Raw genomic sequence first — 23,697 nt, forward strand, 5'->3', positions numbered from 1 at the left:
TTATTTGGATGTCGGAAATTTCACCAAGTCGTCAACTTTCACGAGCTGTCCCGTGCGGATCGACTTGTTCGCGGCGATGCCCGTCAGAATGGAGCGCGCGCCGTCGACGTGGTTGGCCGCCCGGTGGAATTCGTCTTCGACCGGGATGCCGAAAATGTCGTTCAGCAGCACCGGATCGCCGCCGCCATGTCCGCCTGCGCCCATTTCGAAATCGACTTTATACGGTTCGCCGAACATCGGGAAGACGAGGATCGTCACGCCTTTCACCGCGCCTTCCAGCGCTTTGTCGCCGCCCGAGTTGACGTACGACTGCTCGACGATCTTCATTTCGATGCGGCCTTTCGTGCCGTTAAACGCGATATTATAGCCTTCCCACGGCAGATAGGCGTTCAGCGAATACGTGAGCTGCGCTTTGTTCTTGTACTTGACCAGGACGCTCATCGTATCCTCGATCGAAATTCCGTCCCCGAACACGCTTTGGTCGCGCCGGTAACCGTCCTCCGGCTCGGCGTCCAAGTACATCGCCTTCAGATGCTCGTTCTCGTCCAGGTGCAGGGCGAACGGGTCGCCTTTGGCGTTCGGATGGCCGGTGGCCCGGTCGTAGAACTTCGTAATGCCCCGCTTCTCCGCGTTCTCCCGTCCGTAGAACAGCAGATCGCCCATCGCGAATACGGTGTCCGGCTGCGAACCGATCCAGAAATTCACGAGGTCGAAGTGGTGCGTCGATTTGTGCACGAGCAGGCCGCCGCTGTTGCGCTTGTCGCGGTGCCACCGGCGGAAGTAGTCCGCGCCGTGCTGCGTGTTGAGCAGCCATTCGAAATGGATCGAAGTGACGTTGCCGATCGTTCCGCCGGCGATCAGCTCGCGGGCTTTCGTGTGGTGAGGGGCGTAGCGGTAGTTGAACGTCACCCGTACGTTGCGTCCCGTACGTTCGACGGCGTCGACGATTTGTTGGCACTTCTCTTCGTCGACGGTCATCGGCTTCTCGGTGATGACGTCGCAGCCGAGCTCGAGCGCGCGGATGATGTAGGTGTGGTGCGTCCGATCCACGCTGGTGACGATGACCGCGTCCGGTTTCTCGGTCTCGATCATTTTATCGAACTCGTCGCTCTTGTAGGTTCTTACCGCGTGGTAATCGTATTTGTCCTTCAGCAGCTTGTTCGCGTAGTCCATGCGGGTCTGGTTGATATCGCAGAAAGCCAGCAGCTCCGACGTTTCGCGGAAGCTGGTCGCGATCGCGGAGTAGAAAAACTCGGCCCGTCCCCCCGCGCCGACCTGCACGTACGTCTTTTTCTTCATCCTAACCATCGCTCCTCCGAAAATTTGGCGTGCCATTGAGAAAAATGTACCGCAAAATGTGCATATTCGCTCCGCGATTTATGCTACAATTCATGAAAACCCGCATTTTTTGCTCTAATGGAGGCGCCCTGGATGAATCTCGTCAGCGAACTCCGGTTCGGAAGTCCGCAGGATCCGTTCCATCTGGAATACAACCGGAGAAAGGGCCACTATTCCATGACGGTCCAACATATGCACGGACATTACGAGCTGTATTATTTGTTCGGGGGAGAACGGTTCTACTTCATCAAAGACCGCTCGTATTCCATCCAGCCCGGCGACCTCGTGCTGATCCCGGGGCACGAAGTGCACCGGACGTCCGACACGGGCGTGCCGAACCACGAGCGGATCGTGTTCTATTACGAAGAGAGTTTCTTCCGTCAGTTCCCCGCGGAGGAGGCCGAGCTGCTGCGCTCCCCGTTCCTCGGCTCCCGGCGCGTGTTTCGCCTTCCGGCGCCGGACCGGCTGCGCGTCGAGCAGCTGCTGTACGCCATGCTGCGCGAGCTCCAGGACCGGCCGCCCGGATACGCGCTGACCGTCCGCCACGCGGCGGCGGAGGTGCTGCTGCACACGGCCCGCCATGCGCGCAGCGCCGATACGGAGAGCCTGCTCGAGGAGGCCCCCTCGCCGACCGAAACCAAGATGACGGAAGTCGCCCGGTATATCGCCCAGCATTACGCGGAGCCGTTGTCGCTCGACCTGCTCAGCAGCCGTTTCTATCTGAGCCCGAGCTATCTCAGCCGCACGTTCAAGAAAATCACCGGCTTCGGCATCGCCGAATACGTCGGCATGACCCGGATCAAGGAAGCGCAGCGGCTCCTCCGCGAATCGGACGCCCGCATTACCGAAATCGCGGCCGAAGTCGGGTTCGAGAACTTCTCCCATTTCGAGAAGGTGTTCAAGTCGCTCGTCCGGATGCCGCCCCGCACCTATCGGCAACAATTCCGGCAAACACGGCAGCCGGCCAAGTGATGATGCATCGTCGTCAACGGACAACGACGCAACGACGCGCTCGGAAGATACGGGTCGGGAAAACCGATATGATCGTGGAATGGATTGCTTTAGCTTGATCGCGGAACGGAAATACCGGCTTGAACATGGAACGGGAGAACAACGGAATTCCGGCGCTTCCCCAGAGTTGTTGCTTTAATGCAATAACTCCGATCCTTTAAACCCGAAATCCCACGCATCTCCCCATGTTCCCCTTCGAAATCCCGGCCGCTGGCTTTGGACAAAAAACCGCCGGTCCCCGAGTTGGGGGACCGGCGGTTCTAATCCGTTGCCGCATATCCTGGGATAACGGGTGACCGAAGAATCTGCGCATTCGCATGCCAAAGTCGTTTCAGCGCGCGATCGCATGCCCGTCCAACCATTCCAGCAGGTCCCAGGCAAAAAGCTCCCGCCGCAAGTCGTCGAACGGACGGTGCCGCATCCCGGCGTATTCGAAGACCCGCTTATCCGCGGAACCGACGGAACGGTAAAAATCCCGCAGCTTGGCCGGGGGCGTAATCCGATCCTCGAGTCCGAATTGCAGCAGGAGCGGGATTCGGAGAGACACGACTTCTTTTCCCAGCCTGCCGACGGCTTTCATCAACCCGAGACCGAGGCCCGAGGTCGCCGTGTCGTGCCGGAGGGGATCGGAGGCCAGCCGGGCCCGAATTTCGGAATCTTGCGTCAACCATTCCTGATTTCCCTTTTTTTGGACGGCGAAGTCGGGTTTCCACGCTCCCAAGAGAGCAATGAGGCATTTCTCGAAAAAAGTCGCTTCGTACGAAATGGCGGGGGAGATCAAAACGAGCCCGGACATCCCCTGACCGCGGGATAAGGCATAATCCGCGCAGATCACGCCGCCCAAGCTGTGCCCTGCTAGAAACAGGGGAAGGGACGGGGTTTCCGATACGACCCGCTCCCGAAACGAGTGCAGATCCCCTTGGAACTCCTCCCACGTCCGGATGAACCCCCGTTTTCCCGGACTTTTTCCGTGACCGCGCAAATCAAGGGCGTACGCGAGATAGCCGTTTTCTACCAATGCGGTCAGCAGGTTCCGCAATCCGCCGCTGTGATCGCCGAGTCCATGCACGGCTATTACGACGCCTTTGGCCGATTCCACGGGAGCCGCCATTCTGTAAAACAGCCGGGCACCGCCTGCCCCGGCAAACTCTCCTTCCCGTTCCCGCATCTCCGCGTCCTCCTTGCCGCCCGGCCCGCTGCCGTTCTCATGGTTTCGGCAAATATACCGTAACCCTCGTTCCTTGCTCCAGAGCGGAATCCACCGTCAAGCTCGCGCCGGGGATCGGGGCCAGGCGCTTGCGGACGTTCGTCATGCCGATGCCGCCGCCCCTGTCGGGGCGTTCTTCCGCGCGGATGCGGTAAAGCACTTCGTCCGCCATGCCGACGCCGTCGTCGACGATGTCGAACCGGAGATATTCTCCGCCGTCCGAGACCGTCAGCGTGACCGTGCCGACCCCTTCTTTCTCGAACAGGCCGTGCCGGATCGCGTTCTCGACGAAAGGTTGGATCGTGAGCGATGGCACGAGCACCTTCTCGAGCCCCGGGTCCACGTGCTGCTTGAAGACCAACCGGTCGCCGAATCTCGCCTTTTCGATTTCCACGTAAGCCTGGATCAGCTCCAACTCCCCCTTCAGCGGAACGAGCGGCGCCTGCTGATCCCGTTCGAAAACATACCGCAGGTAACGGCTCAGCATCGAAAGCAGGTAAGCGGCTTTCTCCCCGTCGGTGTAACAGAAGGAGACGATGCTGCTGATCGCGTTGTACAGAAAATGCGGCTTGATCTGCGCCTGCAGGAACGCGGCTTCGTGCTTGACGGCCTCTTCCATCGCCGCTTTCCCCGCGAGCAGGGTCCGGACCCGCGCCGCCAGCGTTTTCGGGTCGAAAGGCTTGGCGATGAAATCGTTGCCGCCTGCGCGGAAACAGAGCTCGATGTCGTGCAGGGAGTCCCGCACCGTCGCGAACAGGATGGGCAAGTCGAGCACCGAGCGTTTCTCCCGCACGGTCCGGCACAGATCGATGCCGGACATCTCCGGCATCATGACGTCCAGGATCATCAGATCGATGCCCGGGCGGTCCCGGAGTTTCGCGAGCGCCTCCTTCGCCGAAAAAGCCGTCAACACGTTATACTCGTCGCCCAGCAGGTTGAGCAGAATCCGGACGTTCGCCGCCTCGTCGTCGACGACGAGAATCGTGCGGCCTCTCCGATGGTCAAAGATATCCAGTTCCGGCCGTTGCGCCTCGATGCCGTCCTCTAAAGAAGCCGCCGCTTCGAGATGTCCCAAGCCTAAGTCTGCCGCGTCAACGGCCGGCAGCGTAAACGTCATCCGCGTACCCTGACCCGGCTCGGACCACTCCACGCCGATTTCGCCGCCCATCCGTTCGACCAATTGCCGGCTGATGTACAAGCCCAGACCCATCCCCGTGTATCCGTCGTTCGGCAGCAGTTGTTCGGCCTGCTCGAAATAGCCGAAAACCGCTTCATGGCTTTCCTTCGGAATTCCGACTCCCGTATCCTCCACCGAGATGACGGCCCGGCCTTCCTCCGTCTTCGCGCCGATCTCGATCCGTCCTTTTTTCGTATGCTTGATCGCGTTATGGATGAGGTTGTACAACACCTGGCGCACCCGGTTCTCGTCCGCCCGGACGAAGGTCCCGGGTTCGATCCGGTTCACCCAGCGGACGTCCTTGCCGGACAACTCGAACTCCAGCACCTGGAACGCCGTCTGCGCGGCCACGCGCAGATCGAGCACCGATTCCGCCAGCCTCAAGTCTCCATGCTTGAGCCGGACGACGTCGACCAGGTCGTTGACGAGCGCCGACAGCTTCGTCGACGTGTCCTGGATGAGCGAAAGCTCGCTGCGCTGCCGCTCGGTCAGCTCTCCCGCTTTGCCGTCCAACAAAAAGGAAACCATGTTCTGGATGCCGTGAAGCGGCGTCTTCAGCTCGTGCGACGTATTCGCGAGAAATTCGTCCTTCAGCTTGTCCCGCAAAATCAACTGGTCCGTCAGCTGCTCCGTGCGGTCCGTCGCCCGGGCGAGCCGGAAGGCGAGCAGCGTGTTCATGAACGTGATCAACGACAAAAACGAGATTCGGCGGCCGAGGTCCGTCTGGACCCATCCAATCGCATAGAAAAAACCGACCAGCAAAATGGCCGAAATGGACAAGAGAACGCCGCCGAGCAGCGCCGTCTCCTTCCGGTCCAACTGGCCGTCCTGCTTGACGTACAACCGTATGGCCCGGTACAGATAGAAGGCGACCAACAGCAGGGCGTAGTCCCAAGGCAACATGCCGAGGAACGAATACGCCGAATTCGGCAGCGTGACGACGGCCGCCAGATAGACGACGATCGGGGCCGCGAGCGCCATGAGCAGCCTGCGAGACAGCAGCTTGCCGTCCAGATGGTGAAGAAAAGCGCCCAGCACCACGAAATTCGAGAAACCGCTCAAATCATACAGTTTATCGGCCAAATTATACGAAATGCCCGGCGCCATCTGGAGCAGCAGCTTATCCCCGTCCAACGCGACGAAAACGATGAAGGTCAGGAAATAAAGGCCGCTGTATAAATAGGCTTTGTCCTTCATCCTCATGACATAGATGCTCAAATGATAGCCGCCGAACAGCAACAGGGCGAACAGGCCGAAAAACTCGAACGAAAAGACGATTTCGTCTTTCCGGAGCATCTCCGTCTGGGTACCCAACTGCAGATCTTCGAAACCCCCGATGTGTGCGGCATCGTCATTCGCCACTTGAACCAGGATGTCGAGCGCTTGGGTATCCGCATGAAAAAAAGTCGTGTACGGCTTGTTCTCCGGCACGAACTCCCGCGGATCGTCAGACGGGTTTCCCCCGCTGCCGATCAGAACGCCGTTCACGTACAGGCGGTGGGCCCGGTTGATATTATTCACCCGGATGCCGTAGCTGCCGCCGCTCTCCTTCAGCCGGATCTTCAGCCGGTACGTGCCGTAAGGCGTCCCCGACGCTTCGTCCGGAGAACGGCCGCCCTGCCAGGCGTTCGGTATATGGGCGGTGACGGTTTTGGCGGAGTCCGCCCCTTCGCTTCGGATATCGCCCGGCGACAGCAGCCGGCCCGGGTAGAACGTCCATTCCCCGTCCAAATTGACGAACCCGCTCCGGCCGAAATCCCAGCGGCTCAGATCGAGAACGCCTTGCCGGGCTTCAGGCGCCGACCAGTTCGGCACGGTATGGTCATAGATTCCGATCAAGAGAACGACCGAAAGCAGCGGAATCAGCGAGAGGCCCGCCGCCCGGAAGGGGAACCGCCATACGTTCGGCATCCGATGCCGCCATTTCCTCACTTTCGTCACGCCCCGACTTCCTTTTTGGACAGCATAGCCGATTCCGCTCCCAAAATTCTCCCAAGCTTCAGCCTTACCGGATGTCCTTCTCGGATATAGACCACTTCGCCGTCCGCGGAATGGATTTGGATCAGGGTATCCTTGCCCAAGCTCCATTCATACCGCCCGCGGATCCAGCCTTCCCCGAATTTCGCCTCGATCCAGGCGCCGGCTTCGACGGGATGTCCGTCAACGAAATGCTTCAGTTCATGGCTTCCCTCTTCGCGGCCCAACAAGATGGGAGCTTCCGCCAGGGCTTGATCCGGCTCGTTCTCCGGGCGCCGACCCGCATCCGCATTCGCGTACGCTTTCGCCATTTCCCGCCGAATCCACCCGGATGTCTCCTCGTCGGATACCGGTCCGGCCCAAGCCCGCATGGCCGCGAAGATGGGCTGCAGCCCTTGTCCTCTTTCGGTCAACTCGTATTCCACGTGCAGCGGCACTTCCGAGAAAAGCTTCCGCGTCACGATTCCTTTTTCCTCCAGCAGGCGCAGCCGGTCCGTCAGCGTCTTCGGACTGATCGGGTCCAGCGCGCGGCGCAGTTCGCCGAAACGCTTAAGGCCGTTAAACAAACCGCGCAGGATCAGCAGCGTCCACTTGCCCTCCAGCAGTTCCAAGATCGGCTCGATGGCGTCGGAACATTTCGGGTCGATCATTCGGATCCCCCTATCGTTCATTAGATGAAACTATAGCACTTTTTTGTAACTACTTTACAAAATGTACCACATCTCATTACCCTTGTGGAGAGGGTACCCCAAACAATCCCGAGGAGGAACAAAACATGAAAGTGAAACTGTGGGCCACGCTGTCGGCCAACGGCAATTATGCGCAATCGAGCGCCGAAAACCCGCCGAAAAAAGAAGCTTTGGACGATTTTGCGGCACACGTGAGAGAGGCGGGCAATTTTATCGTCGGGCGCCGGACGTTCGAGTTTTTCCGGGCAGGCGGGGGCGCGGGCTTCAGCGGCATTGACATCGTCGTCGTCTCGAAGGGCGTCACGGAAATCCCCGGCGTCAAAGTGGCGAAGTCTCCGCAAGAAGCGTTGGACTACTTGCGGGACAAAGGCCATGCGACCGCGCTCGTCTCCGGCGGCGCCGATCTGCATAACGCGTTTCTCGGAGCCGGGCTTGCGGACGAACTGATCTTCAACGTGGCGCCTGTGCTGGAGGGCAAGGGTCTGAATCTGCTCGCCGACACGGAACGATACCGGTTCGAAGCCGTGGAACTGGTGGACTGCAAGCCGCTGGGCGGCGGAGTCGTCCAGTTGCGTTACGCGGTAGCCTGAACGGCAAAGACTCGCGCTTGGGCGAATAACAAGAAAACACCCGGTCCTTCCTTGTCGGAAGACCGGGCGTACGGGTTGCGAGGCGGTCATCGGATACGGGCGATTCGTGCCGCCAAAGCTATTTTTTCTTCTTTTGGCTTCTTTCCGCGTTTTCCTTCGCTCGATACTTGGCTAACTCGGCGACCAAATCCAGCGGCAGCGGCTGGTCCATCGGCAGCTTGATCGTCGTTTTGGAAACCTCGTACGGGGACAGCTCCTGTCGGAACGCTTCGAAAATCTTGAAAGGCGGAGGAAACGTCACCGAGTAATGACCCTTGTATGCCGAGTAGTAGATCAGCATCCCCTGGTACTCATACGCCGGCAGTTGGTAATGGACCATTTCCTTGGCCTCCGGAACCGCCTCCTTCACGGTTCGGCGGATTTGCTCCAATCCGTCTTGGACCGCCGGCGGAAAGGTGCCGATGTATTCGTCCACGGTTTGGAAATTCGTCTTCGTCGCCAATTCGCTCACCCCCTCGCCTAAGATTGAAAAATATGAATCTATTTTCCAATCTTATAAATTTATCTCCAGTATACCGATTTTCCGATGGGGTGCAATCGATACCAGGAGACGCTTGAAGCGGAGGTCAATTCCGCCGGCTGGGAGTCTTGGAGGCGCCGTGCGTTTTTTTCAGCAAGATCCATTCCACGATAACGAAATCGAACGCGAGCCCGGCCCATATGTTGACCGTCAGAATCGCATCGAGCATGCCTGTTCTGCCTTGCGGCAGCGAAAAACCGTTCAGCGCCAAATACAGCAGGATCAAGATCGGCGTCAACACGCGCGCGCTTACAGCGACCAGGGTCATGCCGAAACTGCGGGTCATCCAGACGCGATGCGCCGCGAAATCCTTTTTCGCCGCGTATCGGAATCCGTTCCACGTCGTGACGAGCCATAGAGCATCCAACGTCAGGAACGCCAATGACCGGACATAGTCTTTCTCATACGCCGTCACGCCGAGCGCCAACACTCCGCTGATCATTACGCCCGCGACATAGATCCTGCCGACCAGTCGATGAAGCCCCGGCCTTCTCTCGCGTAAACCGACGATGAACTGCGGAAATCCGGCGATTAACGCCACAAAAGCGGTCCCGATATGGGCGACCAGCAAACCGTAATGCACCGTCGATTCGACGGCCACGCGGCTCCGGCCGGGGTCCAGAGTCAGATAGGGTGCGGAGAAGAAGGACATGACGCCCAACGACAGCAGAAACAGGAGCCACCACCGCTTGCTCTTGTTCATGGTTGATCTCTCCTCTCTGCCCATGCGGTAACGTTCATCAACGAATCCCCATCCTTCCGTCGCTCTTTCTGATTCTAACGGACACATCGTCCGTTATTTGGTCGAAAATCCATCATTTTCAAAACGTAACGGACCCAGCGGCCTTTATCCGTAACTTGTCCCGGTTATAAGTGGGGCTTTTCCCCAAATAAGCGCAACTGTGTCCGTTAAAATGCGCGATGCCGAGGAGCGACCCCCATAGCGTCCGCGGTGTCCGTTAGCCTTACCCGACTCGAAGCATGAGGCAGCCGTCGTCTGACCTCTCCGCCCATTTTACGATGGAGATCTTGATTTTCCCTAAACGAATTCTTATCAAAAAATAAAATCCGGCGTTCCCGCCGGATTTTCCATCTTTCCCTTACAGCAGCCTCTCGATCGCCGGTGCGAGTATAAGCGAATCCGCCGGCGTCTCGAAACGGTCCCGGACTCGTCCGTCGCGGCCGATCAGGAATTTGGTGAAATTCCACTTGACCCCGTCGCCTTCGTAAATCTCCGGGTATTTTTCCCGCAAAAAACGCTCCATCCATTCGCCTTCCGCGTTCTCCATATCGTAGCCCCGGAACGGAGCCTGCTCCGTCAACTCGCGGAAAAGGGGATGAGCGGACGGCCCCCTTACGTCGATTTTCCCGAACAACGGAAACGTCACGCCGAAATTGGCTTCGCAGTACCGCTTCACCTCGGCGCTCTCGTCCGGTTCTTTCGCGTTGAACTGGTTGCAAGGAAACCCGAGTACCGAGAATCCCTGCTGACGGTATCGGTCATGCAGTTGCTGCAGGCCGGCGAATTGACGGGAATAGCTGCAGCGGCTGGCCGTGTTGACGACGAGCAGCACCTGCCCCCGGTATTCCGATAGCTCCACGAGCGTGCCGTCCACGGCGGGGACTTGCTTTTCGAAAATCGACATGGAGGGCTCCTCCCGAGGTCACTCCGCCGGCACCGCGAAAGCCAGTCCCGCAGGGAAGTGTCCGTTGATTTACCTTCATCTTACGGCTTCGTCCCTTGATAGGTCCAATATATCGTTCATATAAAGTCTATAGGAAGGAGCGATCAACACGAAACGAGCCTGACTCCCATGGCGGCGGCCAGACCTTTGGCGCCTTCTTTCATGACCTGATCGTGATTCCAGACAAATGCGGGACGCAACACCGGAGCCAACGCGTTCATCCATTTCTTGTTCGTGTTGACCTTCCAAATATAGCGGGCGTGCGTGACCCCGCCTTCCTGCGATAAAGTCCAATAACCGATGCCTTCCAACTCGCCGGTAGACCGGATCTCCAGGTACTCCGGGTCTTTCCGCGCGACGATCTCCGCCGTCCAGGACAATTGATAAGGAAGCTTCGTGCGGAGGACGTATTCGTACTTGTCGCCGATTCCCCCGGGGTTGCCGCTCCGGTGGATTTGGCGCGAGCTGATGCCGTTCCACCACTCGTGGTACCGGATGCCCCCGATGATCTCCCAAACTTGATGAATGTCCGCTTCCAACTTCCAGTCCGATTCGAATTGATAGGCGTAGGCTGACATGCGATTCCCTCCATATTGCCGCGATTGGATTTGGGTTGTGATAAGTACGAGTTTACCGTGCCGTTCTCACAGAACGCTCCCAAGACGTTCGGATTTCTTGCGGACGAAAAAAAGAAAGGCGCCGGCGGTTGTGCCGACACCTCTCCATCCGATTTGCCGAAAAACGGCTTCTCTCATCTTCCCTCAGCATAAGGCTTGAAATTGAGGCGCGCAGCCGTCTCGTAATCGTGGACGATATTGGCCCCGCTCACCGCGAAAAACACCAGCTTCTCCGTCCCCGTGTTCACGACGCGATGGCCCCATCCCCCGCCCGCATAGGCGATGTGTCCGGCCATGACCGGCAAGCTGCGGAGCTCCCCGGCCCGATTCTGGACGAGCATCTCGCCGCTGCCGGAAATGCCGATCACGGCTTCCGCGGTATCCGGCTCGGCGTGGAAATGGCCTTTGGTCATATACGGTTCGCGGCCGACCCTGCCGGGATAAAGAACGGTGACGTTCGCCAGCAAGTCCGTTTCGTCGTTCGGATGGGGCAGCTCGTAAACCTCATAGATCACCGGATCGCCCGATTCCAGGATCCGGTCTACCGAGTCCTGATCGGAATAGAGCGTCCTCATCTGGGACAGCGTCCGAACCGTCTTCAGGGCTCCATATCGCTCATACTCCACCGGCAGCAACGGAATCGAAAACAGCTTCTCCATTTCATCCTCCTTACTCGATCGCGAAAGCCCGCACGGGAAGCCGGTCGTCTCCCGAGGCGACATAGTAGTGGGGCACGTGCCCGCCGTCTCCGGGGATGTAACCGACATAATGCCCGCCGGAAGCGTCGATCGCGTACAGTGTGATACCGCTGAAATGGTTCGGAAGCTCCCGGACGTCGGACAACGCTTCCTTCACCGCTTCCTCCACGGGTATCCCCATCTTCAGATAAGCCACGGTCATGCGGGCCAAGCCCGTGCGGATCGACAGCTCGCCCGTGCCGGTGCAGGCCGCGGCGCCATACCGGTTGTCGGCGTAAAATCCGGCGCCGGCGATCGGGGAGTCGCCAAGGCGTCCGGGATACTTCCAGGCCCATCCGCTGGTGCTGGTCGCCGCCGCGATATTTCCGTCCGCATCCTGCGCCAAATAGACGGTCGTTCCCCCGGACCGCTGCGGATCCTTGCCGCCGGTGACGGCTTGGATCAATCCTTCGGGACGCTGCGGGTCGAGCCCCATGCGCCGCGACCATTCGAGCCAATTCCCGCGCATGGCGTCGGTCAGCAGCTCGGATCGCTCCGCGCCGATTTCTTCCGCGAACCTGGCCGCGCCCTCTCCCACCAGCAGCACGTGCGGAAGGCGGCGTTTCACCTCGTACGCGATGCTGATCGGATGCTTGAAGCCTTGCAACGCCCCGACCGCGCCGCTCTCCCTCGTCCTGCCGTCCATGACGGCGGCGTCCAATTCCACGACGCCCAGCGCGTTCGGATAGCCGCCGCGTCCGACGGAAGGGTCCTCCTCATTGACTTCCACCGCGCGGATCCCGGGCTCGATGGCTTCCAGCGCCGATTTCCCTTGCCGGAGCAGTTCCCACGTCACGGCCGCCCCGCTGTTCTTGAAATCTCCCGCCAACAGAATCATCGGATATCCTCCACGTTCGTATTCGAGAACACGATCCGGCTGAACGCTTCCGGGCGATGATTGTCCGCCGTGCCGATCGGGTCCCAAGTCCAGCCGACATGGGCTCCCGTGGAAATCAATTTCTCGTACCTCGCGAATTGGATCCGCCACTCGTCCCCATCCTTCGGCGGCAGCGACCTTCCGCCCGCCAGCCACTTCATGCCTTCCCAGGGAAACGCCAGCTCGACCGTCCACCCTCTATCGATCGTGGAACGATCGTTCAGCTTGCCGTCCACTTGCACGGCCGTGCGAAGTCCGGGGAAGTCCCAATCCCGGAACGCCCATCGGAGCCCGCGCGGATGGGTCCCCCGCCAAAAATGTTCGCCCGTCCGGTCGTCGTTGCCGCCGAATGTGTACGCGTCCCTCTCCACGACGTCGAATTCCGGCACGTCGAACTTCCCGCCGCGCCGGTACGCGTCCTTCCAGATCAGGAACACCTCGTAAACGGTATTGAGCGCGTTGATTTCGAATTCGTAGTAGGCGTCTCCCCCATCGATGAAGACCTCGACGTCGTTTTCGAGGAAAATGAGCGAGTCCCTCTCCGTCTGGCGCGCTTCCACGTACGGCTCTTCGATCCAAAATCCGATATACAAGTACTCGTCGTCCCATAACACCGCCGCTCGGGTATCGTAAAGCGCAGGCGCGCCGGTGACCACCTCGACGAACCTCGGGGATTTCGGCGCTTTCTTCCATGCCTCTTCCGAAAGCTTCCCGTCGACCTGGATCTTCTCCGACGTGCGGTAGCAGGTGTAGGGGACGAAAAACTCCCGCTCTCCCGCCTTCTTCCCGTCTGCCATCTTACGCATTCTCCTCTCGAGCAAGCGTGAACATCGCGCTGTCGTAATCGCCGCGCAGCTCGGGGCGAAGGCCGGCCGCCATCCAGGCGCTGCCGCTGCGGACGGCGCCGGTCTGCTCGCAGCGGTAGCGGGCAGCCGGTTCCAATCCCTGCAACCGAACGAGGGGACAGGGGCGGCTGAACCGCTGGGCATGCAAATAGAGGAAGACAACGGCGACGCCGCGATCCTTGGCGGTATATTGAACGGCGGACACGTCCCCCGCACGGGGTGAGAGCAGCCGGTACAAATCCCCCTCTTGGATGACAGGCCGCAGCGCCTTATACCGTTCGATCCATTGCCGGCATTCTTCCAGCTCTTCATCCCCGGCATGGCGCAGGTTCAATCCGATGCCGAGCGCGCCGGCCATGGCGCTGTGGAACCGATACTTGAGGCTCGCGGAACGGCGGTTCAATCCGTGCGGCGACTCCGTCACCCAGGCGCGCATCTGCTTCGTCGTATAGGCGTACGAGTACCCTTCCTGCTGAAACAGCCGATCGTAAGGATCGGTATTGTCCGTAATCCAGAACTGGTCGGAATAGCGCATGATGCCCAGATCGACGCGGCCTCCCCCGCCCGCGCAAGACTCGAACGAGACACGGGGATGCTTCGCGCGAAGCCGGCGCCAAATCTCGTACAAGGTGTTGACGTGCCGCAGCCAGATTTCCTTCTGCCTTTCCGCCGGCTGTCCCGGCCATCCCGGCTCGGAGATGTACCGGTTCATGTCCCACTTGATATAGTCGATGTCGTATTCGCAGAGCAGCCGGTCGACGCTGTCGAAAACGAACTCCCGCACGTCCGACCGAGCGAGGTTCAGCACCATCTGGTTCCGGGATTCCGTCCGCTCGCGGTCCGGGTAATGATAGACCCAATCCGGATGCTTCCGGTACAGGTCGCTGTCCGCGTTCGTCATTTCCGGCTCGACCCACAAGCCGAAGCGCATCCCCAGTCCGTGCACGTGGTCGATCAGCGGCGCAAGGCCGTTCGGGAACTTGACGGGGTCCGGCGTCCAATCGCCGAGTCCCGCCTTGTCGCCGTTGCGGCCGGCGAACCACCCGTCGTCCATGACGAACAGCTCGATTCCGATCTTCGCGGCAATGTCGGCGAGCTCCATCTGGGAACGCTCATCCACGTCGAAATAAGCGGCTTCCCACGAGTTGTACAGTACGGGCAGAGCCTCCGCTCCGCGATCGGATACTCGTTCGCGCTGGTAATCGTGCAGCATCCGGCTCATTTGGCCGAAGCCCCCCCGCGTATATCCGCCTATGCATACGGGGGAAACGAGGCTTTCGCCGGGCGCGAGGGTCCAGGCGAAGTCGAACGAACTATAGCCGGCTCCGACCTGCAGGAACCCATAAGGGGATTTCTCCGCCATGATGCTCCAATGGCCGCTGTAGGCAACGGCGCCGAAGTACACCTCGCCGGACGTTTCATCCGCGTCGCCGAAATCGACCGCGAACCATGGATTGCTCTGATGCCCCGTGAGCCCGCGGCGTTCCTCCAATACCGTTTTGCCTTCCGACAACCCGTTTTGCCGCAGCTGCATTTCCGCACCCCAGTGTCCCGTCAGATGCGTCAGCCGGTAATTCCCGCGCTCGGGCAAGTGCCAGATCGCGCCCATCATCCTCTCTACTCGGACCTCCTCCTCCGATTCGTTCACGAGCTCGACCCAACGCTCCAGCAAATCGTACTTTTCCTGTACCCGGTAATTCAGCCTGACTCTCACCTGCTTCAGCCGATCGACCATCTCGATCCGAAGCTCGCCGCCCTGCACGGAATGTCCGTCATACGCCAGAACCAAGTCCCGCGTACCGTCCCCGAAGGTAAGCTTGAGGCCCGGGTCCGCATGCAGCAGCCGATGCCACGGCATGATCTCTTCCCGGCTCATTCCCCGAACGTCCTCGAAAGAACGGAACGGCTTGACCTCCGCTAACGCGGCATAATCCGCCTGCGACGCCAGCCTGGGGCCCCAGTATTCATGCTCCAGCCGTCCCCAGGCGTCGATTCCGATGACATAGTCCATGTCTTCCGTTTGCAAAACCCACCGTTGCTCTCCCTCGATAAACCGAATGGACATGCCGATTCTCCTTCATTTTCGAATAAGCACGGACAGCACCCGGATCGGTTATAGCGAACCTCCCAGGCGGCGCTTGATTTCTTCCTCCGTGTATTTGGGAATCGCGATCGCGACGGAGGTCCCCATGCCGGGCGCGCTCTCGATCGCGATGCCGTACGGTTCCCCGAAAAACAGATTCAATCTGCGCATCACGTTGCCCAAGCCGTAACCCAGCTCCTGCGACGGGTTCGACAGCTGGGATTGCAGGCGCGCCAAGACGTCCGCGTCCATACCCGCCCCGTCGTCCGCCACCGTGAATACGATCCGGTGGTCTTCCGCCCGGCCGGAGATGTACAGGTTCCCCCGCTTCAGCGGCTTGATGCCGTGCAATACCGCGTTCTCGACGACTGGCTGAAGGAACAGCTTTAGCGAGTAATAGCCCAGGACCTCCTCCTCGACCTCCACGGACGTGTCGATGTCCAGCCCGTAGACAAACTTGGCGATTTCGATGTAGTGGGAGACCAGTTCCAGCTCCGCGCCTAGGCTGGAAAGGATTTTGCCTTTGTTGAGGATGCCCTTGTAAAACTGGATCAAATGGTTCGTGACCCGTAAAATGTCCTGTTGTCCGTTCTGCTTGGCCAGCGAGCTGATCATCCCCAGCGCGTTGTAATGCAGATGGGGGTTGATCTGCTGCTGCAGGAGCTCCAGCTTCGTCTGGTCGATCAGCGCCTTCGTCTTGTACTCCCGATCGATCATTTCGCGAAGCCGTTTGATCATCCGGTTGAAGTTTTTGTCCAATTGGCCGATTTCGTCCCGCCCCGGAATGACGGCGTCGATGACCAGATCCGCGCTCTCCTGGATCCGGTTCGTCTTGCGGACCAGGACGCTGATTCTGCGGGTCAAATAGGAACTGAGAAGAATCGCCAGCAGGATCGAAACGAGCAGCGAGCCCCCGCCGATCAGCGCCGTGACGTTGCGGATCGTATCCACCGTTTTCGTCACGATGTCGAGCGGCATGAAATAAACCAGCTTCCATCCCGTCATGGCGGAGAGCTGGTAACCGCCGATCCATGCCCTTCCGTCGACTTTCGCGTCATAAATCCCGTCCGCTTCCGGCAGCCCGGCGAACGATTCCCAAGGGAGCGGGTCCGACGCGTTGCCGTTGGTGGCGATCAGCCGGTTGTCCCCGTCGAGGAAGTAAAACCGGGAATCCGAGATCAGGTTGTTCTGCGCGATGATATTGGCGAAGCGCTCAGCCGGAATCAGAAGCTGCATGACGCCGAGCTCTTCCCGCGAATCGAAGTCGATCAAAGTGCGCGTGAGCGCGATGTACGAGTTGCCGGAAGCGTCCTTGATCCCGCTCTGCCACATGAATTTCCGTCCCGATTTCCGGAAAGCGGCGAACCAGGGCTCTTGATCCAAATCCCCGTAAGGAAATATGCTCCGGCCATCCGAAAACAGCGTCTCGTTCCGGACGTAGATGCGAAGCTGCAGGTTTCCGCCGAAATAATAGGAGTGCTTGAGATACGGGTATTTCAAGTCGCCGATCAAGTCTTTCAGGATGGAATTGATCGTGTAATGGGACTGCACGATTTCGTCGATGTTTTCGTTCCGCTCCCGCAGTTCCGTCTGCATCTGGGGATTGTCGATCAACGTCTGGCTTTTGTTGAAATAGATCTCCAGAAAGCTGTCGATGGCGTTGTTCAATTGGCTGACGCTTTGCTGGATCGAATGCTGCTGGGCTTCGATCATCCGGGATTTGAAAATGGAATAGGTGACCGTTCCGATCAGAAGGGCGGGAAACAGCACGAGCAAAGAGAACGCGGCGATCAGCTTGTATTTGAGCCGCGTGTTGTGATGGAGGCGGACCACCCATCCGAATGCGGATCCCCGGCGCCCCGCCATCAGCAGCCCCTGAACTCTTTGGGACTTTGCCCGGTATACTTTTTGAACAGATTGCTGAAATACGCCGTATGCGAGTAGCCGACCGCCTCGGCCACTTCATACAGCTTCTTCTCCCGGTCGGCGAGCAGCCGCTTCGCTTTCTCCATCCGGCATTGCGTCAGATAATCGTATACGGTGATGCCGGTTTCCTTCTTGAAGAGGGAGTTCAAGTAATTGGGACTGTAGTGGAATAACTCCGACAGCGTCTCCAGATTCACGGACGATTGGCATTGGGCCTCGAGGTACTTCCGGATCTCGTCCGCGATCTTTTTGTTTTGCGAGTTTTGCTGCCGCCGAACCCGATGATTGGCGTTCTTCAGCGCGCGGGCTACGATCCGCTTGGCTTCCTCCGCGGTCTCGGCGGCGAGCAGCCGATCCCAATCCGCGGCCGGGCTTTCGGAAGAGTCGTCGGAAGAATGCGCTTCGGCCGTCCTGTCGTTTTGCAGACAGATCAGGATGTAAACGCACAAGCCTTTGACTTCGGATGCCGCGGGCAGCGAATCCGCCTGGGTGAACAAGCTTTCCAAATAGGGATCGATGTCCGCCGCTTCCGAGGAATGGACCAAAAAGCGCACATCCTTCTCGATCCCGCGGAAATCGTAGGCGATCTGAGGTTTGCTGGCGGGAACGTCTTTGCCGTACAGAACCTTGCCTTTGCCCAGCGTGAATTTCAGGCGCAAGATATACAAGCACTGCTCATACAAAAGGTGCAGCTCCGCCCCATTCCGGGTGAAATCGCTTACGGCAGCCGACAGCGTAAGGTCCGTCTTGGCGAAAGATTCCGTCAGACGGCCGACCAGACGGTCCACTCGGGAGGAGATTTCCGGATGAGGGGATGAATCGGCGAAATGATGCAACACCGCGAAATGGGAATCGTCCATCTTCACCAGTACCGCGTCGGAGTCGTCCTGAAGCAAATCTTCCAGGCGCCTTCCGACCCGATGGGAGAGGAAGTGGACTTCAGCGGCCGTACGCCCGGCGCGGATCGCGGGGAAGTCGTCGATCTCGAGCAGCGAAAGCCGATAGCACCCCTGCTGCAGCGACACACCGAGGAAAGTCAGTCGCTGGTGAAGGTCGCCGCTGTCCCCGATGCCGTAAAGATGGTCCTTCAACAAGCCGCCTACGATTTGCGGGCGATAAGTCTCGAGCTGGTTTCTCAATTCCTCCTGCATGCGCTCCCGTTCTTTCTCCGACGACAGCGTATCCGTTACTTTCCGGATGCTCTCGCGAAGGTCCGCCGGATCCACCGGCTTGAGCACATAGCCGTAACTGCCTAAGTACAACGCCTTTTGGGCATATTCGAATTCGTCGTAGAAGCTGCTGAAGACGATTTTGACGTTCGGATATCGGGTCCGCACGTTCTTGGCCAGGTCGAAGCCGTTCGCGACGGGCATCTCGATGTCGCTGATAATGAGATCAGGCGCATGCTCCTCCACCAACCCCAGCGCTTCCGCGCCGTTCTCGCATTCCCCAACGATCCGGAGCGAAGAAACGAAAGGTTGAGACGCCAGGATGTCCCGCAAATTTTCCCGATCAACCGCAGAATCGTCCACGATCAGCACTTTGTACATCGTCTGCCTCCCCGAGCGGCAAGGATCTGGATGAAAACGGGGAGAGTCCTTGAGAGACTCCCCCGTGACCCGGCATCGGAACCGCGAATTACCGACCCGAATTCGCTTGGAACCATTTCGCCATCGCGGCGCGGGCTTCCTCATATTTTACTTCTTTTTTGTAAGCATTTACATAGGGATCCCAGACGGAGTCGAACTTATCCGGCTTGGGTACGAGCACCTTGGCCACGTCGAGCGCTTCGAACTTGCTCCAGTAATGTCCGTTGACGTTGTTGGTCAAATCCGTGCCGTCCCCGTAAGAAGCTTTGCCTTCCGTATCCAACCCCGCCGCCGATGCGTACGCCTGGTTGAGGAAGTAGACGTCCGGCTTGGGCGGGTAGCTGCGGATGAAACTCTTCGGATTGTACTTGTTGCCCCACGACAATCCGGAAGCGCCTGCCTTGCTGTAGAACACCGGCTCCTGGTTGTTGATCGTGTACAGTCCGTAATAGTCGGACCCTTTGCCGCCGAGCGTGCCGCTCAGCATGTCGGCTTCCACCGCCGGATCCTTGAACAGTTTCTTGCCGTCCTTCATTTCCCATAGACCGGCGCTTTCCGGTCCCCAAGTCAGCGTCTCGAGTCCTTCGTCGCTGAGCGACCAGTCGTAGAACTCCATCAGGCGTTTCATGTCCTTGAAATCTTTCTTGACGATGAGGCGCCAGTACGCGCCTTCGTAGATGTCGTAGAACCCTTTGCCCTGCGTTTTCTTGGGCCACGGAATGTAGCGGATTTCCGCGTCCGGGTTCATGCTCTGCAGGTTGCTTCTCGCGGCTTTCACGTCCGGGATGTAAATACCGGAGGCGACTTGGCCGGAGGCGATTTTGGACTGCAATTGGTCGTCCTTCTGGATGATGAAGTCTTTGTCGAGCAGGCCGTCGTTGTACATCCGGTTCAGGAATTGGTAATAATCCTTGGCTTCCTTTGAACCGAGCCAGCCGTCGACCGAACCGTCGTCGTTCAGCTCCCAATGGCCGAATTGGAACATCGTGCCCAGATGGAATTGGGACCAGCTGCTGGACGAGAACGGGATGAGCGACCGGCCGCTCGCCTTGACGTTCAGCGCCTGGATTTTCTTGAGCAGGTTATAGAAATCGTCCGGCGTGTTGATCGGCGGGTCGATGGCGAAATCCTCCGCCGCGGGCTTCTTGCCCTGGTCAGCCGTTTCCGCTTTGATGTCCTTCAGCTTCTTGAACGTGTACCCGGCTTGCGCGAGCAGGTCCTCCCGCACCCAGATCGCCCAGTTCGGAATGCCCGAATAATAAGGATCGCTGTCCAGTTCCGGATTCATCCCCGTCGTGACGATGGGAAGCTGGTACTTCTTGCCGTCGTTCTCGAAGCGCGGCCAGAATTGATCCGGGAACCATTTCGCCAGGTTCGGCATATCCGCGACATAGTCGGTCAGGTCCGCGAATTCTCCCGTCGCCACCGCGTAGTCGGCGGTTTCCTTGCCCAGTACGAGCACGTCGGGTATGGAGTCCGTCGCGATCCAGGCGTTCAGCCTTTCCTTGAACGGCTGGTCGGTCAGCGGCAGGAACTGCTTGACCTTCAGTCCGAATTTCTGTTCGACGTACGGAGTGACCACGTCCGTCGCTTCCGGCGCCAGCTTCAAGGTACGGAAGTTGTCGTTGTAAATCGTATACTCGATGACGTCTTTCGGCGCGTCGGACGGTTGATCGGACGCCGCCTGCGAGGAGGACCCGCCGCCGCTGCCGGAAGCCGGAGCGGAAGAATCGGCGGAGTCGTTCTTGGCGGAGCTGCACGCGGCAATCGCCGTAATCAACGAGACCAGCAAAATCACGCTTAACCCGCGTTTCAACATTTGCTTTTCCCCCGTTTTGCGAATGGATGTGTTGCATGTATAGTGACGAACGCCTCGCCGCTCTGCAGTAACGGCCGGCGGTCGGCGACTATCAGCCTTTGACGGCTCCGACCAGGAAGCCTTTGATGAAATACTTCTGCAGGAACGGATAGATCAGCACGATCGGAACGGTCGAAATGATCAGCGTGGTCATTTTGAGCGATTCCGGCGAGGTTGGCGTCTTGCCGTTCCCGAGGGCACCCAGGTTGCCCTGCGCCGCCAGCGTCTGGGAGAGGGTGCTTTCCTTCAGGATCTTCTGCAGCAAATACTGCAGCGGATACAGCTTCTCGTCGGTGACGTACAGCATGGCGTCGAACCAGGCGTTCCAATGCCAAACCCCGTTGAACATCGCGATGGTAGCGGTTACAGGCATCGAAAGGGGAAGCACGATTTTCAGGAACACCTTGAAGTCCGACGCGCCGTCGATTTTCGCGGACTCCTCGAGCGCCGCCGGGATCGTGTCGAAAAAGGTGCGGACGATCAGCATGTTGAACGCCCAGAAGCCGTAGGGCAGGATATAAACGAGCGGATTGTTGAAAAGCTCCAGCTTGTAGGTCCAGATATACGTGGGAAGCAAGCCCCCCGTGAAATACATCGGAATAATGAGGAACAGCGCGATCAGTCGGTTGCCCGGCATCTGCCTTTTGGTGATCGCGTATGCGGCCAAGGCGACGATCGCGCCCGCGTACACGACGCCGGCCGCCGTACGCAGCACCGTGATAAGGAAAGCTTGCACGATCGTCGAATTTTCGAAGACGACTTTATAATTGTTCAGCGTGAACCCGGCGGGCCACACGGTGATCCGCTCCACCATGGCGCGGTTGCTGTCGCTCAGCGAGTAAGCCAGGCTGTACAGAAACGGGTAGAGCATTACAGCGCAAATGAGGGACATGACAAGGACGATGACGATGTCTGCTGCGGTCGCGGTTTTCCTTTTCCCCATGTCAAAACGCCCCATATCCGCTGATTTTCTTGCCGATCCGGTTCGTGACGAGCAGCAGGAAGAGGGACAAAGCCGATATCACCATGCCGACCGCCGCTCCGTAGGAAGGATTGTTGTACCGGATCCCGGCCATGTACACATGATAATCGAGCGTTAGCGCCGTGTCCATGACCAGCGGATTGCTCATGTTGTAGATGGCGTCGAAGTTGGCACCGCCGGAACCGTTCGCTCCGAAAATCGTCGCCACCGTGAAGATGAACATCAACCCGATGACCGGCGCGATTCCGGGGATCGTGATGTAGCGCAGTTTCTGGAACCTGCCCGCCCCGTCGATCGTCGCGGCCTCGTATTGCTCTTGGTCGATGCCGGTCAGTGCGGCCAGGAAGACGATCGAATTCCACCCGATCTCCTTCCACACCGACACCGCAACGAACACGCCCCAGAAATATTTGGGCTCCCTCATGAACCCGATGCTGTCGAAACCCAGCCATTGCAGCAGCACGTTGACGGAGCCGTATTCGTCTTCGAGGAAGATGTACACCAGCCCGGAGACGACCACCCAGGAGATGAAGTGGGGCAAATAAGTAATCGTCTGCGTAACCCGCTTGAACGCGGCGAACCGGATCTCGTTGATTAGAAGGGCGAACAGGATCGGCAAGGGGAACCCGATCAGGATCATCAGGCCGTTCAGCAGAATCGTGTTCTTGAACGCGAGGTAGAAATCGTGCTGCGTCATGAATTCGCGAAAATGCGCGAAGCCGACGAACGGGCTGTGAAAATAGCCGAGACGCGGCTTGTAGTTCTCGAACGCCATGATCAGCCCCATCATCGGGACGTAGGAAAAAATCACGGTCACCAGAACGGCCGGCAGCAGAAACAGGTACATGCTCCGGTATTTTTTGATCGCGTTTACGTCCAGCCAACCGCGCCGACTTTTGTGCATGGTCCGGCAGGCTCCTCTCCGGCTTTGTGGAATCTGCCCTCATTATAGAAGAACCCTCCGGCGGTTGATATACGACAATCTAACGAAAAACGTACCGATCCAACGATGTTTGGAAGCGCTTTATGGCACGGATAAATGCAAGAAGACGATCCCGCTTGGGTCGCCTCTATCATCATCTAAATTTTCACGAACATCCGCGCCCAGGCCTCGCGGAACTCGGATTTCAGCGAGCCTATTCGAATCCGACGCCGCTCATCCTTCCATCATTCATGCGACCGGCGCCGTTCTTCCGCCATTTCCCGGTTGAATGAACAGTTTCATGGCCACCTTGCCTATTGTCGCGGTAGCGATTCCGTCAGCCGTTCCCCCGATCACTCCGCCTACGCCCGGCACCAACTTGCCCAGATTAATTACCCCGGAACTGCCGAACTTCGTCAGCAACCGGAAACCTACTTTTTTATTGATTTCCGCAAGCGCTTTGCCGGATATTTTTTGGATTGCCGATTTTGTCAGTTTGATCCCGATTTCCATTCCGATGTTTTTGAGCAGGTCTTTCACTCCATTGCCGCACATGCACATATATACGAACGTTTGGACTTTATCGTCTCGGAGATCGTAGCCGCCCATCCATGCAATCGCGGCGATCATCCGCGTCTGAACGTACAGCACGCTGGCGATGTTGGCTGGTATCGTTACGGGCAGAGTTACCGCCCCGCCAAGTCCGGTGAGGAACCCGGATGTCGCCGATTTTGAGGTCTGCCATCGAATCAGAGACTTAGCCGCCTCTTCCACTGACGTTGCTTTGCGCAGATATCCTTGTGCCAACTCTTCGGCCGTATCCGTACCGGGCAATCCATTCACCGCTTTATCGTATGCCCAATCCAACGCTTTCTTCATGGCTTCGACGCTCAACTTCGGCATGTTTCAATCCACTCCGCAATTTGTTTTGTTCTTATATTCTCGGAAGTAAGCAAAACTCCTTTTTTGATTTGTATGGACTGCCGAACCGTCATATACGAAGAGGA

The 23,697-nt window shown here is 58.5% G+C and carries 19 protein-coding genes and 1 pseudogene; 2 read left to right on the forward strand and 18 right to left on the reverse strand.

The annotated features are described in order from the left end of the window. The gene (locus tag PTZ19_RS19710) at positions 1-1,299 is read right to left on the reverse strand and encodes a Gfo/Idh/MocA family protein (RefSeq protein WP_276356923.1); all 1,299 of its coding nucleotides are present in this window, start codon (positions 1,297-1,299) and stop codon (positions 1-3) included. 132 nt (positions 1,300-1,431) lie between these two features. On the opposite strand from PTZ19_RS19710, the gene PTZ19_RS19715 reads away from it, so the two are divergent. Next, on the forward strand, positions 1,432-2,310 hold the full coding sequence (locus PTZ19_RS19715; RefSeq protein WP_276356924.1) for a helix-turn-helix domain-containing protein: 879 nt from the start codon (positions 1,432-1,434) through the stop codon (positions 2,308-2,310). A gap of 370 nt (positions 2,311-2,680) precedes the next feature. On the opposite strand, the gene PTZ19_RS19720 is transcribed toward PTZ19_RS19715, so the two are convergent. From PTZ19_RS19720 to PTZ19_RS19730, 3 genes and pseudogenes are all read right to left on the reverse strand, one after another. Then, complete coding sequence (locus tag PTZ19_RS19720) at positions 2,681-3,517, reverse strand: alpha/beta hydrolase (RefSeq protein ID WP_276356925.1); 837 nt, start codon at positions 3,515-3,517, stop codon at positions 2,681-2,683. A 37-nt stretch (positions 3,518-3,554) separates the two neighbouring features. Next, on the reverse strand, positions 3,555-6,674 hold the full coding sequence (locus PTZ19_RS19725; RefSeq protein WP_276356926.1) for a hybrid sensor histidine kinase/response regulator: 3,120 nt from the start codon (positions 6,672-6,674) through the stop codon (positions 3,555-3,557). Between the two features lie 392 nt (positions 6,675-7,066). Further along, a pseudogene (locus PTZ19_RS19730) lies at positions 7,067-7,360 on the reverse strand (winged helix-turn-helix transcriptional regulator); the annotation flags it as partial. A gap of 125 nt (positions 7,361-7,485) precedes the next feature. On the opposite strand from PTZ19_RS19730, the gene PTZ19_RS19735 reads away from it, so the two are divergent. Then, positions 7,486-7,989, forward strand: coding sequence for a dihydrofolate reductase family protein (locus PTZ19_RS19735; RefSeq protein WP_276356927.1), 504 nt, complete (start codon positions 7,486-7,488; stop codon positions 7,987-7,989). A gap of 118 nt (positions 7,990-8,107) precedes the next feature. On the opposite strand, the gene PTZ19_RS19740 is transcribed toward PTZ19_RS19735, so the two are convergent. The 14 genes from PTZ19_RS19740 to PTZ19_RS19805 all read right to left on the reverse strand — a co-directional run bounded on the left by PTZ19_RS19740 (position 8,108) and on the right by PTZ19_RS19805 (position 23,593). Continuing rightward, positions 8,108-8,491 carry an iron chaperone gene (locus PTZ19_RS19740; RefSeq protein ID WP_276356928.1) on the reverse strand — a complete coding sequence of 128 codons (384 nt, stop codon included), beginning with the start codon at positions 8,489-8,491 and terminating at the stop codon, positions 8,108-8,110. A 124-nt stretch (positions 8,492-8,615) separates the two neighbouring features. Continuing rightward, a complete protein-coding gene (locus PTZ19_RS19745) occupies positions 8,616-9,272 on the reverse strand; it encodes a DUF2306 domain-containing protein (protein ID WP_276356929.1) in 657 nt (218 codons plus the stop codon). Positions 9,273-9,669: 397 nt separating this feature from the next. Next, complete coding sequence (locus PTZ19_RS19750; protein WP_276356930.1) at positions 9,670-10,215, reverse strand: glutathione peroxidase; 546 nt, start codon at positions 10,213-10,215, stop codon at positions 9,670-9,672. A gap of 143 nt (positions 10,216-10,358) precedes the next feature. Further along, positions 10,359-10,832, reverse strand: coding sequence for an SRPBCC family protein (locus tag PTZ19_RS19755; protein WP_276356932.1), 474 nt, complete (start codon positions 10,830-10,832; stop codon positions 10,359-10,361). A 173-nt stretch (positions 10,833-11,005) separates the two neighbouring features. Further along, positions 11,006-11,530, reverse strand: coding sequence for a glucose-6-phosphate isomerase family protein (locus PTZ19_RS19760; RefSeq protein ID WP_276356933.1), 525 nt, complete (start codon positions 11,528-11,530; stop codon positions 11,006-11,008). Positions 11,531-11,540: 10 nt separating this feature from the next. Continuing rightward, entirely contained in the window at positions 11,541-12,446 is a 906-nt protein-coding gene (locus tag PTZ19_RS19765; protein WP_276356934.1) for a glycosylasparaginase, read from the reverse strand. Then, the gene (locus tag PTZ19_RS19770) at positions 12,443-13,282 is read right to left on the reverse strand and encodes a carbohydrate-binding family 9-like protein (protein WP_276356935.1); all 840 of its coding nucleotides are present in this window, start codon (positions 13,280-13,282) and stop codon (positions 12,443-12,445) included. The genes PTZ19_RS19765 and PTZ19_RS19770 overlap by 4 nt, the downstream gene beginning before the upstream one ends. A gap of 1 nt (position 13,283) precedes the next feature. Beyond that, positions 13,284-15,395 carry an alpha-galactosidase gene (locus tag PTZ19_RS19775; protein ID WP_276356936.1) on the reverse strand — a complete coding sequence of 704 codons (2,112 nt, stop codon included), beginning with the start codon at positions 15,393-15,395 and terminating at the stop codon, positions 13,284-13,286. A gap of 48 nt (positions 15,396-15,443) precedes the next feature. Then, positions 15,444-17,279, reverse strand: coding sequence for a cache domain-containing sensor histidine kinase (locus tag PTZ19_RS19780; RefSeq protein WP_276356937.1), 1,836 nt, complete (start codon positions 17,277-17,279; stop codon positions 15,444-15,446). Further along, positions 17,279-18,889 (reverse strand): response regulator transcription factor, encoded by a 1,611-nt coding sequence (locus PTZ19_RS19785; RefSeq protein ID WP_276356938.1) that lies wholly within the window; start codon positions 18,887-18,889, stop codon positions 17,279-17,281. The genes PTZ19_RS19780 and PTZ19_RS19785 overlap by 1 nt, the downstream gene beginning before the upstream one ends. Before the next feature lie 88 nt (positions 18,890-18,977). Then, positions 18,978-20,747, reverse strand: coding sequence for a type 2 periplasmic-binding domain-containing protein (locus PTZ19_RS19790; protein WP_276356940.1), 1,770 nt, complete (start codon positions 20,745-20,747; stop codon positions 18,978-18,980). 91 nt (positions 20,748-20,838) lie between these two features. Beyond that, positions 20,839-21,729 (reverse strand): carbohydrate ABC transporter permease, encoded by an 891-nt coding sequence (locus tag PTZ19_RS19795; protein WP_276356941.1) that lies wholly within the window; start codon positions 21,727-21,729, stop codon positions 20,839-20,841. Position 21,730: 1 nt separating this feature from the next. After that, a complete protein-coding gene (locus PTZ19_RS19800) occupies positions 21,731-22,672 on the reverse strand; it encodes an ABC transporter permease (RefSeq protein ID WP_276356943.1) in 942 nt (313 codons plus the stop codon). 267 nt (positions 22,673-22,939) lie between these two features. Further along, on the reverse strand, positions 22,940-23,593 hold the full coding sequence (locus PTZ19_RS19805) for an EcsC family protein (protein ID WP_276356944.1): 654 nt from the start codon (positions 23,591-23,593) through the stop codon (positions 22,940-22,942). Positions 23,594-23,697 lie beyond the last annotated feature (104 nt).

The organism is Cohnella caldifontis (assembly GCF_029360585.1).
In the GTDB taxonomy this organism is placed as follows: Bacteria; Bacillota; Bacilli; order Paenibacillales; family Paenibacillaceae; genus Cohnella; species Cohnella caldifontis.

Excerpts from the sequence above, each read along its gene's own strand:
- PTZ19_RS19785 (WP_276356938.1), bottom strand. The coding sequence starts at position 18,889 with ATGTACAAAGTGCTGATCGTGGACGATTCTGCGGTTGATCGGGAAAAT.
- PTZ19_RS19770 (WP_276356935.1), bottom strand. The coding sequence starts at position 13,282 with ATGGCAGACGGGAAGAAGGCGGGAGAGCGGGAGTTTTTCGTCCCCTAC.
- PTZ19_RS19775 (WP_276356936.1), bottom strand. The coding sequence starts at position 15,395 with ATGTCCATTCGGTTTATCGAGGGAGAGCAACGGTGGGTTTTGCAAACG.
- PTZ19_RS19790 (WP_276356940.1), bottom strand. The coding sequence starts at position 20,747 with ATGTTGAAACGCGGGTTAAGCGTGATTTTGCTGGTCTCGTTGATTACG.
- PTZ19_RS19745 (WP_276356929.1), bottom strand. The coding sequence starts at position 9,272 with ATGAACAAGAGCAAGCGGTGGTGGCTCCTGTTTCTGCTGTCGTTGGGC.
- PTZ19_RS19750 (WP_276356930.1), bottom strand. The coding sequence starts at position 10,215 with ATGTCGATTTTCGAAAAGCAAGTCCCCGCCGTGGACGGCACGCTCGTG.
- PTZ19_RS19780 (WP_276356937.1), bottom strand. The coding sequence starts at position 17,279 with ATGGCGGGGCGCCGGGGATCCGCATTCGGATGGGTGGTCCGCCTCCAT.
- PTZ19_RS19735 (WP_276356927.1), top strand. The coding sequence starts at position 7,486 with ATGAAAGTGAAACTGTGGGCCACGCTGTCGGCCAACGGCAATTATGCG.
- PTZ19_RS19765 (WP_276356934.1), bottom strand. The coding sequence starts at position 12,446 with ATGATTCTGTTGGCGGGAGATTTCAAGAACAGCGGGGCGGCCGTGACG.
- PTZ19_RS19710 (WP_276356923.1), bottom strand. The coding sequence starts at position 1,299 with ATGAAGAAAAAGACGTACGTGCAGGTCGGCGCGGGGGGACGGGCCGAG.
- PTZ19_RS19800 (WP_276356943.1), bottom strand. The coding sequence starts at position 22,672 with ATGCACAAAAGTCGGCGCGGTTGGCTGGACGTAAACGCGATCAAAAAA.
- PTZ19_RS19715 (WP_276356924.1), top strand. The coding sequence starts at position 1,432 with ATGAATCTCGTCAGCGAACTCCGGTTCGGAAGTCCGCAGGATCCGTTC.
- PTZ19_RS19795 (WP_276356941.1), bottom strand. The coding sequence starts at position 21,729 with ATGGGGAAAAGGAAAACCGCGACCGCAGCAGACATCGTCATCGTCCTT.
- PTZ19_RS19720 (WP_276356925.1), bottom strand. The coding sequence starts at position 3,517 with ATGCGGGAACGGGAAGGAGAGTTTGCCGGGGCAGGCGGTGCCCGGCTG.
- PTZ19_RS19760 (WP_276356933.1), bottom strand. The coding sequence starts at position 11,530 with ATGGAGAAGCTGTTTTCGATTCCGTTGCTGCCGGTGGAGTATGAGCGA.
- PTZ19_RS19755 (WP_276356932.1), bottom strand. The coding sequence starts at position 10,832 with ATGTCAGCCTACGCCTATCAATTCGAATCGGACTGGAAGTTGGAAGCG.
- PTZ19_RS19805 (WP_276356944.1), bottom strand. The coding sequence starts at position 23,593 with ATGCCGAAGTTGAGCGTCGAAGCCATGAAGAAAGCGTTGGATTGGGCA.